The following is a 15,768-nucleotide window of genomic DNA, read 5'->3' on the forward strand; positions in this document are numbered from 1 at the left end:
TTGCGTTTTTAGTACAACATGGTTTTGCTTCTTTTTTTATTTTTGCAGTCGCGTCACAAGTTTTTCCTTCTACCTTACATTTTACTTTACAAGTGTCATTTTTTGCATAACATTTATTGTGAATAATTATAGAGTGACTAAAGTAAGTTTTTTTTCATTTTAATATTGTTAAATAATTTCATTTTCAAATTATATTAATTAAAAATTAAGTTTATGTTTAGTTCTTTCACTACTTATTTGATGATAATTGTTGTCCCAAAAGTTCCTTTATTAGTTTTAGTTTTGACAAGATATACTCCGGAACTTACCTTTTTTAGTGGTAATTGAATATTTATTTGATTTGTATCATCAATTTTCCAATTATTTATGTTTTGTCCTAATGCATTATAAAGGGACACTTTTTCTACTAGCGTATCTAGCATTTCATTCTTTATGATTAAGTTGTACATATCTTGTACAAAATGTACATTAATACCATCTTTTAAAATATTTTCATCCACACTTAGTGTCGTTTCTTTTGTAAAACGTAAAGAGAATCTATCGGTATATTTTCCTTTCGGAAGTGTTATAGCAAAATTACTTATTCTTAAATCGTGATATACATTGGTTACTTTATCATGTAAGTAGATTTCAGAATTATTTGAAATGTTTTCTAAATTATCAATTTTAATCGTAGACAAGCCTGCTTTAGTAATCACCATTCCTAAAGGGATTATCTGACTACTATCAAAGTTTGGTAATGCTTGAATTACAAATGGACTGTTATTAATTGTCCAATACAAATCATCATCGCTTAAGTCAAACATAGGGGCGTCATAACCTAAGTCAAATTGAGTCGTTGTATTTATATCACTACCCACTAATAGTTGACGGTTTTTACCTGTAGATGAAATATATCCAAGTCTAATTTTTGGTCTCTTATCAATTTCTACTTCATTTGAAACTTTCATTTTTCCAGTTGAAGAAGATTTCATAAATACAGAGTTAGTAGTACCTTCTCTAACAAATTGTCTTTGACTATTTTTGAACACCAATGGTCCTCCTTGTACCGTTGAAGTCATTCCAGTTATAGAAGGATCTCTAACTGCGTCAACAAAGAATCCTTGAGCAACTGGAATGTAACGTCCCGGAGCTTTGATTCCTGAATTTCCACTTTGGGAGTTTAAATCACCGTTTACCGTTGCAATAGTACCTCCCATAAGAGTGTAAGTAGCATAGCCCCCTTCATATTCGGCTAAAGTATGATTGCCTGTTATTCCTAAATGGTCCCAGAAATAAAGAGTACCATTAAAGGCATTTGTTGTTCCTCTGCAAGTGCCACAGTCTTTAATATTGTCTTTTATAAATTCATCAGCATCTAGTGCTGAAGGATATGGATTTCCTACTAAATATGTTTGCTCTAGAGGCAGGCCTAAGGTGATTGTACCAGAATTAGGTTTCCCTGTAAATACATAATTTTGGGTACTTGTGATAGGAGCTATTCCACCAGTTCCTTTCATCGTAAATCCTTCACCTGCATTTAAAGATCCATAATTATAAATGTGATTCCATAAAAAGTAATTTTTTAATTCAGAATTAGTTGCTAATGTTTTTGAATTATAGGACCAAACCCAACGTGTACTTATTTTTATAGGACTTTCTAATGGGCCATCTGCATAATAGGCATTTCCATTAAATTGTATAGTCTTAGGATTTGAAGAATCTGTTCCGTCTCTCAAAACACCATTTAAAGTATAAGGAGAATTATTAGCAGCACCTCTTATAGTTACTGGAGAACTCCAATAATTATAATTAAAACTGTTCTTTTTACCTTGTTGGTCACGTTCTAAATTTCCCGTACTGGCATTATCAAATATACTTTCGCTAATTTGTTCTGGTGATGGATAATATCTTTTTTGAATTAGTTGAGATTCTCCAACCAAATCAATATTTCCGTTTAATAATAAATAATGGGAAATAAATAAACCATGACCATTATTATTTTCATTTAAAGCTTGATTTGGATTAGCAATAGTAAATAATGTATTGGGTGTCGTTAATTTCAAACCAAGTACGTTGATGTCTTTATCTCCTGAAGATAAATCATGATTTGAAACCACAATATTCCAATCTATTGGGCTACCATCTATACCATTTCCATTAGGCATATCCCATACTGAGTTACCCCATTTCCATGGTGTTGAAGGAGAAGTGTCTGTCCAAACGCCACTATTTTTAGTAAAATAAGGTAGTGGTGCTGTTTCTTGTTGCCAAGTATCTATATTTCTTAGTTTTCCTTGAATAATTCCAGCATTTGGAATTAAATAACCATTAGCAATATCTGGTGTACCTTGATTCATTTGAAAATAAGCAGTAAGATTATTCCAGCTTAAACCATCAATGTTTAAACCCAGAACTTTACCTTTTACTAAGTTTCCGTTATTTTCAAGTTCTTGATTCATCATTTGATGAATTTGGTCTTTGTTTAAAGCTACGTTCCAAACTCTTAATTCATCTACCCACCCTTTGTAATAATTAATAGGTCTAAATGGAGGTGTTAAATTTTGATCCATTCCTCCAATAATACATTCTGCAGTATTTGCAGTTGGTAAAACGCCTGCTTGTGTTTTAATTAAAATACCATCAATGTATAATTTGTATTCAGAACCGTCAAACGAAACTGAAACATGATACCATCTGTTGGTGTTTATATTATAACTAGCTACAATGGAACCCGTATTATTCCAATTGAAAGAAATTTTATTATTTACAAGTCTTAAGTCATAACCACTAGTCAAATTATTTGCAAATCTTTTTGATAAGATGGTTTGAGTATTGCCATTAACGGCACTTGGTTTTATCCAAATTTCTATACTAAATTTCCCGGAGGTTATTCCAATGTTATTTTTAAATGTGATATTGTCATCAATTCCATCAAAGTCTAAGGTACTACAAGTACTAAAAGTTATACTAACATCACTTGATTTGCTAGGGCATGAGCTTCCATCAGAAATGGTCCATCTTAGAACGTATGTTCCTGGATTTGGACTATAGAAGGTTGAAGTCGAACTTGCATTGTTTGAAAATAGTTCATTGCCACCGCTTGGGCCTGAAACTATAGACCAATTTCCTGTTCCGTAAGACGGATTGTTGGCTGCCAATGTAACTATTTCCAATCCACAGGATGGGGATTGGTTAGTTCCTGCATTAGAATTAGGGATTTCTAATGGTTGCGTTATGGTTACAGATTTAGTACTAGAGCAAAAATTAGCATCAGTAACTGTAACCTGATAGGTTCCGGCTATTAACGCTGTTACGTTATTTGTTTTTTGACCATTTGACCATGTAATGTCATAAGGACTAGTTCCTCCTGAAATGGACACATTTGCAGTACCAGTGCCACCAAAACAAACAACGTTTACTCCAGTTGCTGTAACATTTAATACTGTTGGTTGACTAATTGTGGTTGAAGCAGTAGTTTGACACCCTTTACTATCGGTAATAGTTGCAGTATAGGTTCCCGCTGCTAATCCTGAAATGTTTGAAGTGGTTTTTACGGGTGTTGTATTCCATGAATAAGTATAACCGGGCGTACCACCATTGGCAACGGCACTAGCTGTTCCATCAAAACTCCCGTTACATGTTGCATTTGTAGATGAGGCTGTTGCCGTTATTTGAGGCGCATCAGAAATAAGTACTTGAGCAGCTTGCGAACATCCTTTAAAGTCAGTTACAGTTACAGTATATGGGCCACCTGCAGCTAAATTAACGGCGGTTTTAGTTGTTTGTCCATTGAACCACAAATAAGTGTAAGGTGCTGTTCCACCAGTAGGGTTGGCAGTAGCAGATCCAGTAGCAGTTCCAAAACAGCTTGTATTCGTTCTCGTAGTCGGTACATCTAGTCTTGTTGGCTGTGACAATGTTACATTGGTAACAGAAGTACAATTATTACTGTCTGTTACTGTCACAGAATAACTGTTGTTTGCTATCATATTAGTTGCAGTCGCAGTTGTTTGGCCATTTGACCAAAGATAAGTAAATGGACCAGTTCCGCCACTTGTTACAGAAATTGTTGCAGAACCATTATTGTATCCAAAACAACTAGGATTTACAGGTGATACTGATAAAACCATTGGATTTGGTCCTACAAGTGTTGCAGTTTTGGTAGTTTGACAACCATTAGCATCTCTTACTGTGGCTGTATAAGTACCAATACCTAAACTAGTAGCCGTAGCTGTAGTTTGTGCGGGACTTGTATTCCAAGAATAAGTATAAGGAGCTGTACCTCCAGTAGCTGTTACTGTTGCTGTACCATCAGTGCTTTCAAAGCATGAAACATTTACTCCGTTTTTGTTTGAAACAGTTGTAGTGGCTGTAGGTAGATTGGATGGTTGTCCTATTGTTACTGATATAGGGGCAAGTGTTATTGAATTGGAATCTTTAACAGTTACTGTATATGTACCTGCGGCAAGCCCAGAGATTGTACCTGAAGTTCCTATAGTTGTATTACTAGCGTTTTTCCAAATATAGGTATAAGGAGCCGTTCCTCCGTAAGCAGTAACAGTAGCTATACCTGTGCTTCCACCAAAGCATAATACGTCAGTTTTATTAACTGCAGCGGTAAGCGGAGCGTCTACAATATAATTAACTCCAGAGCAATAACATTTAGGTTTTGCTGGTCCACAATCTGTCTTCCAGTTTTCTTTCCACGCAAAGAATAATCCTGTGATTTTTATTTGTGTTCCACAAATGTAATTGTTATCTATTAAAAGTTTTCCTTTTCCTGATCCTACAGGAATGGTGTTGTCTTTTATTCCGTTTGAAGGGTAAAGACAGTCTTCAACGTATTTGGTAGTGGTGATTCCAGTAAAAGGGTTGGTTACCTCGTATCCACCAATAACGTATAAGTTATATTTTGGTGAAGCACTACTAGTAATATTAAAATAAATATAAACAGGTAGTACAGTACCAGAGTTACATTGAGCTACAGGCGTTCCAGATGCGTCTCCAATGTAGAAACCATCAAAGATATAATCTTGAGACACGCATCGATCACAATCGACAGTATATTCGAAACAAACTTGTAAGTTATGTGATTTTGTAATGGTCATTGTTTGTCCAGAACTATCAGAAACTGTTAATGTTATTATTTTGGTTCCACCAGTTAAGTATTTTACCGTTTTAGTTCCGCCAGTATTAGTTGTAGGTGTATTAGCATCATTACCATAATTCCAAGTATAAGTGAAAGGACCCGCTCCACCTTGTATAGTAGGTACTATAGTCAATGTTTGAATATCTTCCTCTCCTACACAGGCACTCGAGGTTGTTAATATTAGTACTAAAGGGTCTGCAACCTTTATACTTGTTGTAGCGGTACACCCACTATTGTCTGTAATTGTAACGGTATAAGTTCCAGCAATTAATCCAGTGGCTGTTTTGGTAGTTTGACCATTGTTCCATAAATAAGTGTATGGTAAATCTCCACCAGTTGGATTGGCAGTTGCAGAACCATTTGAAGCTCCTGCTCCAGTAGTGTTCACTCTTGTAGCTGTGACCAATAGTTGAGTTGGAGCGGCATTCGTAACACTTTTTGTTGTTGTACATCCTTTTGCGTCAGTAATTACAACAGAATAAGTTCCAGCGGTTAATCCACTAATCGTTTGTGAAGTCACATTTGTATTCCAAAGATAGGTGTAAGGTGCAGTTCCTCCACTAGGTGTTGCTGTTGCGGATCCACTAGTTCCTCCAAAACATCCCAGTTTTCCTGAAATGGTTGCGGTTAATAAAGATGGTTCTGTCACCGTAATACTGACTACTTTAGAACAGCCACTGCTGTCCGTAATATCTACAGAATAAGTTCCAACTTTTAGATTGCTTACTGTGCTAACATTTGCTAAGCCTACCCCAGCATTAGTACTCCATAAATAAAAATAAGGTGAAGTACCACCAGAAACTGATACAGAGGTAGTACCGTTTGATCCTCCATTACAATTAGGTTGTGTAAAGGAACCAGTTGCAATTAGTTCAGTAGGATTACTAAAAGATGTGTTTACTCTAAAAACACAATTGTTTACATCTTTTATATCTACGTAATAATTACCTGGAGCCAAATTATTAATAGTTTGTGACGTTGCTCCGTTATTCCACAAATAGGTATAAGGGGTTTTACCTCCGGTAGGATTTATTGTGGCAGAGCCATCATTAGCATCTTTACAAGTAATATTAATTTTATTTATTGATCCACCTAATTGAGTTGGTTCGTTTATAGTAGTGTTATAAATCGCTGTACAACCGTTGGCATCTGTAGTCGTTAAACTATATGTCCCGATTTTTAATGCTGAAATATTTTTAGAATTACTAGTAAAGCCATTTGGACCAATCCAAGAATAAATATAGTTTAATTTTCCTCCAGAAATAGATACATTAATAGAACCCGTTGAACCACCATTACATAGTACATCTGATTTTGATGTTAATGAAATTAATACGGGGTCTATAGTTATTAGTTGATTGATAGTAATACTATTTCCGTTTCCGTCATCAAAAGTCCAAGGCACATTTGTAGTACTGGTAATAGGGAAAGAAACTGTTGTTGTTCCCGTAATTGTACCCGAACAATTATCAGTTGTAGTTGGTGTTGCAGGAGTATAGTTGCACCCCCATGTTATACTAGCTAAAGTTGGAGTTACAGGGTTTGTTGAGTCTTTGATAATTACCGTTTGAGGGACAACAATACTATTTCCATTTCCGTCATCAAAATTCCAGTTTATAGTATATGTTCCTTGAGTACTATATGTCAAAGGGTTTCCTGTTGTTCCAGAAATTACTCCTGCACAATTATCTGTTGTTGTTGGTATAGTTGCAGTAACACTGCATTGGCCAGTTACTACAGGAAGACTTGGTGTTATTGGGTTTTCGTTATCAACAATGGTAACCGTAAAAGTACATTGGGAACTATTGCCAGCTGTGTCAGTCAAAGAATAGGTTACGTTTGTAATTCCTTTGTTGAAAGTTTTAGTTCCGACATAATTGATTCCTGTAGCAGCGGAACTTGCGGTTGTTACTCCAGAATAAGCCCAAGTTAATTTAGAAATAGTACAGTTGTCTGAAATTATAGGGTTAGTTGTAGTTACGCTACTAGTACAACTGCCTGCATCATTAGAAACTAATATGTTCGAAGGGCATGAGATATTTGGAGGTGTTACATCTTTAACAGTCAGTGTTACTGTTTTTACATCTGTTAACCCAGCTAGATCAGTTGCTGTAACAGTTACAGATATTGTTCCGTTGTGTACAGCCGCTTGCGTACTTCCAACTGCAGGGTTTTGTGTAATCACTGTTCCAGTACAATTATCAGTAGCTGTTCCTTTTAGATCAGGAATGGTAACTGCACAAGAAGCATTTAAGGTTACATTTTGATTTACTGCAGGAGTTAATGTAGGCGGAGTCACATCTTTCAATGTGATAGTAAAAGAAGTTGTCTCTGAATTACCATTAGCATCATTAGCAGTTATGGTGATAATTTGAGCAGTATTGTGTCCGTTAATAATGGTTCCCGCAACAGGAGATTGTGTTTTGGTGATACTTCCCACAGCCGTACAATTATCAGCAGCAGTAGTTAAACCAGTATAATTAGGAATGATGAAGCTACAAGAAGCGCCTATGTTTTCGTTTCTATTTGCGATTGCAGAAAGTGTTGGTTTGGTAGTATCAGTAACGGTAATGGTTTGTATATAAGATTGCACATTTGAATTCGCATCAGTAGCTGTCCATGTTCTCGTAATTGTTTTGTTGTTTCCTGATACACCAGAGATAACATCAGAATAAGCGATTACAGGAGTAGCACAATTATCAGTTGCAGTAGCAGGACCGTTAGTAGCAGCAGGAGCTGAACTAGCCGAACATTCGATAGTTAAGTTTGCTGGTGATAAAGTGAATACCGGTTTGGTTGTATCTGTAACGGTAATGGTTTGTATATAGGATTGCACATTTGAATTCGCATCTGTAGCTGTCCAAGTTCTCGTAATTGTTTTGTTGTTTCCTGATACACCAGAGATAACATCAGAAAAAGCGATAACAGGAGTAGCGCAATTATCAGTTGCTGTTGCAGGACCGTTAGTTGCAGCAGGAGTTAAACTAGCCGAACATTCGATAGTTAAGTTTGCTGGTGATAAAGTGAATACTGGTTTGGTTGTATCAGTAACGGTAATCGTTTGTACGTAAGATTCTACATTGGAATTAGCGTCTGTAGCTGTCCAAGTTCTCGTGATAACGTTATTATTTCCTGATACTCCAGAGATAACATCAGCATAAGCAATTGTTGGAGTAGCACAATTATCGGTTGCAGTAGCAGGACCGTTAGTAGCTGCAGGGGCAGCACTTGCGGAACATTCGATAGTTACATTCGCGGGTGATAAAGTGAATACTGGTTTGGTTGTATCAGTAACGGTAATCGTTTGTACATAAGATTCTACATTGGAATTAGCGTCTGTAGCTGTCCAAGTTCTCGTAATTGTTTTATTGTTCCCCGTTCCATTAACCACCACATCAGAAAAAGCGATAACAGGAGTAGCGCAATTATCGGTTGCTGTTGCAGGACCGTTAGTTGCAGCAGGAGCTGAACTAGCCGAACATTCGATAGTTAAGTTTGCTGGTGATAAAGTGAATACTGGTTTGGTTGTATCAGTAACAGTAATAGTTTGTACATAAGATTCTACATTCGAATTAGCATCTGTAGCTGTCCAAGTTCTAGTGATTGTTTTATTGTTTCCTGTTCCATTTACCACCACATCAGAAAAAGCGATAACAGGAGTAGCGCAATTATCAGTTGCTGTTGCTGGTCCATTAGTTGCAGCAGGAGTTGAACTAGCCGAACATTCGATAGTTAAGTTTGCTGGTGATAAAGTGAATACTGGTTTGGTTGTATCAGTAACGGTAATCGTTTGTACATAAGATTCTACATTGGAATTAGCGTCTGTAGCAGTCCAAGTTCTCGTAATTGTTTTATTGTTCCCTGTTCCATTTACCACCACATCAGAAAAAGCGATTGTAGGAATATCGCAATTATCGGTTGCTGTTGCAGGACCGTTAGTTGCAGCAGGAGCTGAACTAGCCGAACATTCGATAGTTAAATTCGCAGGTGATAAAGTGAATACCGGTTTGGTTGTATCTGTAACGGTAATCGTTTGTACATAAGATTCTACATTGGAATTAGCGTCTGTAGCTGTCCAAGTTCTCGTAATTGTTTTATTGTTTCCTGTTCCATTAACCACCACATCAGAAAAAGCGATAACAGGAGTAGCACAATTATCAGTTGCAGTAGCAGGACCGTTAGTTGCAGCAGGAGCAGTACTAGCCGAACATTCGATAGTTAAGTTTGCTGGTGATAAAGTGAATACTGGTTTGGTTGTATCAGTAACGGTAATGGTTTGTATATAAGATTGCACATTTGAATTCGCATCAGTAGCAGTCCAAGTTCTCGTGATTGTTTTATTGTTTCCTGTTCCATTTACCACTACATCAGAAAAAGCGATTGTAGGAGTAGCGCAATTATCGGTTGCTGTTGCAGGACCGTTAGTTGCAGCAGGAGCTGAACTAGCCGAACATTCGATAGTTAAATTCGCAGGCGATAAAGTGAATACTGGTTTGGTAGTATCAGTAACGGTAATCGTTTGTACATAAGACTCTACATTGGAATTAGCGTCTGTAGCTGTCCAAGTTCTCGTAATTGTTTTATTGTTTCCTGTTCCATTTACCACCACATCAGAAAAAGCGATAACAGGAGTAGCGCAATTATCAGTTGCTGTTGCAGGACCGTTAGTTGCAGCAGGAGTTGAACTAGCCGAACATTCGATAGTTAAGTTTGCTGGTGATAAAGTGAATACTGGTTTGGTTGTATCAGTAACGGTAATGGTTTGTATATAAGATTGCACATTTGAATTCGCATCAGTAGCTGTCCAAGTTCTCGTGATTGTTTTATTGTTCCCCGTTCCATTAACCACCACATCAGAAAAAGCGATTGTAGGAATATCGCAATTATCGGTTGCTGTTGCAGGACCGTTAGTTGCAGCAGGAGCAGTACTAGCCGAACATTCGATAGTTACATTCGCAGGTGATAAAGTGAATACCGGTTTGGTTGTATCAGTAATAGTAATCGTTTGTACATAAGATTCTACATTGGAATTAGCGTCTGTAGCTGTCCAAGTTCTCGTAATTGTTTTATTGTTTCCTGTTCCATTTACCACCACATCAGAAAAAGCGATAACAGGAGTAGCGCAATTATCAGTTGCTGTTGCAGGACCGTTAGTTGCAGCAGGAGTTGAACTAGCCGAACATTCGATAGTTAAGTTTGCTGGTGATAAAGTGAATACTGGTTTGGTTGTATCAGTAACGGTAATGGTTTGTATATAAGATTGCACATTTGAATTCGCATCAGTAGCTGTCCAAGTTCTCGTGATTGTTTTATTGTTCCCCGTTCCATTAACCACCACATCAGAAAAAGCGATTGTAGGAATATCGCAATTATCGGTTGCTGTTGCAGGACCGTTAGTTGCAGCAGGAGCAGTACTAGCCGAACATTCGATAGTTACATTCGCAGGTGATAAAGTGAATACCGGTTTGGTTGTATCAGTAATAGTAATCGTTTGTACATAAGATTCTACATTGGAATTAGCGTCTGTAGCTGTCCAAGTTCTCGTAATTGTTTTATTGTTTCCTGTTCCATTTATCACCACATCAGAAAAAGCGATAACAGGAGTAGCGCAATTATCGGTTGCTGTTGCAGGACCGTTAGTTGCAGCAGGAGCTGAACTAGCCGAACATCCGATAGTTAAGTTTGCTGGTGATAAAGTGAATACCGGTTTGGTTGTATCTGTAACGGTAATCGTTTGTACATAAGATTCTATATTGGAATTCGCATCAGTAGCAGTCCAAGTTCTCGTAATTGTTTTATTGTTTCCTGTTCCATTAACCACCACATCAGAAAAAGCGATAACAGGAGTAGCGCAATTATCAGTTGCAGTTGCTGGTCCGTTAGTTGCAGCAGGAGTTGAACTAGCCGAACATTCGATAGTTAAGTTTGCTGGTGATAAAGTGAATACCGGTTTGGTTGTATCTGTAACGGTAATCGTTTGTACATAAGATTCTACATTCGAATTAGCGTCTGTAGCTGTCCAAGTTCTCGTAATTGTTTTATTGTTTCCTGTTCCATTAACCACCACATCAGAAAAAGCGATAACAGGAGTAGCACAATTATCAGTTGCAGTAGCAGGACCGTTAGTTGCAGCAGGAGCAGTACTAGCCGAACATTCGATAGTTAAGTTTGCTGGTGATAAAGTGAATACCGGTTTGGTTGTATCTGTAACGGTAATCGTTTGTACATAAGATTCTACATTGGAATTAGCATCCGTAGCGGTCCAAGTTCTCGTGATTGTTTTATTGTTCCCCGTTCCATTAACCACCACATCAGAAAAAGCGATAACAGGAGTAGCGCAATTATCAGTTGCAGTTGCTGGTCCGTTAGTTGCAGCAGGAGTTGAACTAGCCGAACATTCGATAGTTAAATTCGCAGGCGATAAAGTGAATACTGGTTTGGTAGTATCAGTAATGGTAATCGTTTGTACATAAGATTCTACATTGGAATTAGCGTCTGTAGCTGTCCAAGTTCTCGTAATTGTTTTGTTGTTTCCTGATACACCAGAGATAACATCAGAATAAGCGATTACAGGAGTAGCACAATTATCGGTTGCTGTTGCAGGACCGTTAGTTGCAGCAGGAGCAGTACTAGCCGAACATTCGATAGTTAAGTTTGCTGGTGATAAAGTGAATACCGGTTTGGTTGTATCTGTAACGGTAATCGTTTGTACATAAGATTCTACATTGGAATTAGCGTCTGTAGCTGTCCAAGTTCTCGTAATTGTTTTATTGTTCCCCGTTCCATTAACCACCACATCAGAAAAAGCGATAACAGGAGTAGCACAATTATCAGTTGCAGTAGCAGGACCGTTAGTTGCAGCAGGAGCAGCACTAGCCGAACATTCGATAGTTACATTCGCAGGTGATAAAGTGAATACTGGTTTTGTTGTATCAGTAACTGTAATCGTTTGTACATAAGATTCTACATTCGAATTAGCATCTGTAGCTGTCCAAGTTCTAGTGATTGTTTTATTGTTCCCTGATACTCCAGAGATAGCATCAGAAAAAGCGATTGTAGGAGTAGCGCAATTATCGGTTGCTGTTGCTGGTCCGTTAGTTGCAGCAGGAGCTGAACTAGCCGAACATCCGATAGTTAAATTCGCAGGCGATAAAGTGAATACTGGTTTGGTTGTATCAGTAACGGTAATCGTTTGTACATAAGATTCTACATTGGAATTAGCATCCGTAGCGGTCCAAGTTCTCGTGATTGTTTTATTGTTCCCCGTTCCATTAACCACCACATCAGAAAAAGCGATAACAGGAGTAGCGCAATTATCAGTTGCAGTTGCTGGTCCGTTAGTTGCAGCAGGAGTTGAACTAGCCGAACATTCGATAGTTAAATTCGCAGGCGATAAAGTGAATACCGGTTTGGTTGTATCTGTAACGGTAATCGTTTGTACATAAGATTCTACATTGGAATTAGCGTCTGTAGCTGTCCAAGTTCTCGTAATTGTTTTATTGTTCCCTGTTCCATTTACCACCACATCAGAAAAAGCGATTGTAGGAGTAGCACAATTATCGGTTGCAGTAGCAGGACCGTTAGTAGCTGCAGGGGCAGCACTTGCGGAACATTCGATAGTTAAGTTTGCTGGTGATAAAGTGAATACTGGTTTGGTTGTATCAGTAACGGTAATCGTTTGTACATAAGATTCTACATTGGAATTAGCGTCTGTAGCAGTCCAAGTTCTCGTAATTGTTTTATTGTTTCCTGTTCCATTTACCACCACATCAGAAAAAGCGATAACAGGAGTAGCGCAATTATCAGTTGCTGTTGCAGGACCGTTAGTTGCAGCAGGAGTTGAACTAGCCGAACATTCGATAGTTAAATTCGCAGGCGATAAAGTGAATACTGGTTTGGTAGTATCAGTAATGGTAATCGTTTGTACATAAGATTCTACATTGGAATTAGCGTCTGTAGCTGTCCAAGTTCTCGTAATTGTTTTATTGTTACCAGTTCCATTAACCACCACATCAGAGAAAGCGATAACAGGAGTAGCGCAATTATCGGTTGCTGTTGCAGGACCGTTAGTTGCAGCAGGAGCTGAACTAGCCGAACATTCGATAGTTAAGTTTGCTGGTGATAAAGTGAATACCGGTTTGGTTGTATCTGTAACGGTAATGGTTTGTATATAGGATTGCACATTGGAATTAGCGTCTGTAGCTGTCCAAGTTCTCGTAATTGTTTTATTGTTCCCTGTTCCATTTACCACCACATCAGAAAAAGCGATTGTAGGAATATCGCAATTATCGGTTGCTGTTGCAGGACCGTTAGTTGCAGCAGGAGCAGTACTAGCCGAACATTCGATAGTTAAGTTTGCTGGTGATAAAGTGAATACCGGTTTGGTTGTATCTGTAACGGTAATCGTTTGTACATAAGATTCTACATTCGAATTAGCATCTGTAGCTGTCCAAGTTCTCGTAATTGTTTTGTTGTTCCCTGTTCCATTTACCACCACATCAGAAAAAGCGATTGTAGGAGTAGCGCAATTATCAGTTGCAGTAGCAGGACCGTTAGTTGCAGCAGGAGCAGTACTAGCCGAACATTCGATAGTTAAGTTTGCTGGTGATAAAGTGAATACCGGTTTGGTTGTATCTGTAACGGTAATCGTTTGTACATAAGATTCTACATTGGAATTAGCGTCTGTAGCTGTCCAAGTTCTCGTAATTGTTTTATTGTTCCCCGTTCCATTAACCACCACATCAGAAAAAGCGATAACAGGAGTAGCACAATTATCAGTTGCAGTAGCAGGACCGTTAGTTGCAGCAGTAGCAGCACTAGCCGAACATTCGATAGTTACATTCGCAGGTGATAAAGTGAATACTGGTTTTGTTGTATCAGTAACGGTAATAGTAAAAACACATTGAACACTGTTGTTAGCAGCATCTAATGCTGTATAAGTTATAGTTGATGTACCTATGTTGAAATCAGTTGCGTCAATAGCGTTAACGCCTGACCCTGTAGTAACTCCAGTCATTATCCAACTAACAGCGGTGATACCACAGTTATCTGAAAAAACAGGTTCTGAAGGGTTTGTATTATAAAAACATTTGTCAGTGTCTGTAGTGAAGTTTCCGTAGGTTGGACAGGAGGTTACAGTAGGAGATTCTGTGTCAGCACTGACGTTAATAGTCACTGTTTCAATATTTGTTGCTGATGAAGTTGTTGTGACTTCAAGCGAGATTAAATATTGACCAGAAGTAGTCGGTGTAAATGAAGTTGAAGTAGTTTCAGTATTATGCGCAAGACTACCGTTAGTAATTTCGGATGATGTTCCGTCTGGATTTCTTACAATCCATTTGTAAGTAACATTTATCTCGGTACCTGTGTAGCCTCCTTTTAGATTTGTTATTATACATTCGGATACTGATGTAGGGTCTGATGATGGAATAGTAATTTCTGCATTTACATTTCCTCCGGATAGTGCTACTTCACCAAATGTATATACAGTTGACCCTCCACCAACACATGCAGCATATCGTTTAGTTCCAATGAATATTTCATCATTATTAGTACATTTACCATCAAATTTACCGCCATTTTCGAGGGTTATCACAGCATTAGAAGGGAGGTTTAGTTTAACTTTATTTAAGTTAAAGTTTAAAGTTCCACCGTTGATGTCTAAGGTTGAAGTTGCTAATGAAATAGTGTTTGGAGATGAACTAGGGCTTAAATTTAGAACACCACCTGTATTAACAACAATTGCACCAGTAGAAGCTGTCGAGAGATTTGTTGAGATGGTAATTGTATGCGTTGATAGAACTGTTATCTGGTAAGATCCAGATATTTCACCTGGAAAATTTGTAGTTGGTACCCAAGATGAACCATTCCATGTTTTCCAAGAAGTGGCAGTACTCCAATCCCCATTTGCGGAAGATTGATAATCCCCTATATTCTGTGAGTAAACAGAAAAAGAGATTAAGATTAAGAGTATAAAATATAAGTATTTTTGCTTCATAATTATCACTTTTGTTTAAAAGTTTAGGAATGAACTTTTAGTAAATGGTTGATTTTGTAATAATCTAAAAATGTTTTTGAAAACGGTATTTTTATTTATTTGCTAAAACTTTATACTAAATCAGAATGATAGTTATTTTATAATTAGAATGTTTTGTCATAAAATTAACAATATTTAACTTCTATTGATTAATTGGTTTAAGTTTTTTTGTAAAAATAAAATATTTAATCAATAAAGCCGATTAAATGACTTAAAAAACCGATAAAGTGCATTTTTTACACATTTTGTAATATATGACTTACCCGTAAAAACCCCTAAGGTTTTAAATATATATTTATTGTAAGGTATTGTGTTTTGTTTATAAAGATTTGATTTTGTGGAATATGCTATTCATTACTTTTTTGAAGGTCTTATTTAAAATCATATTAGGGAGTTGATAAAAGGAAAAGGTACCAGAAGTTTTGTTAAGAATTATTTATGACATAAGATATTGATTGACTATTCCTAAATAATCGGAATTCATTGTTTAACATTAGTAAATTAGAGAATAGGATAAATAAAAAACCGTCTCAATTTTTATATGAGACGGCTACCTAATGAAATATTTTTGTTTAATAACCTGTATCTATTATTTTGTACT

At 37.2% G+C, this 15,768-nt stretch carries 1 protein-coding gene; it reads right to left on the reverse strand.

Going from position 1 to position 15,768, the window contains the following annotated elements:
• Positions 1-233: 233 nt before the first annotated feature.
• The gene (locus tag ABZP37_RS08035) at positions 234-15,128 is read right to left on the reverse strand and encodes an HYR domain-containing protein (RefSeq protein WP_366187130.1); all 14,895 of its coding nucleotides are present in this window, start codon (positions 15,126-15,128) and stop codon (positions 234-236) included.
• Positions 15,129-15,768 lie beyond the last annotated feature (640 nt).

The sequence above is a fragment of the Flavobacterium ovatum genome, assembly GCF_040703125.1.
In the GTDB taxonomy this organism is placed as follows: Bacteria; Bacteroidota; Bacteroidia; order Flavobacteriales; family Flavobacteriaceae; genus Flavobacterium; species Flavobacterium ovatum.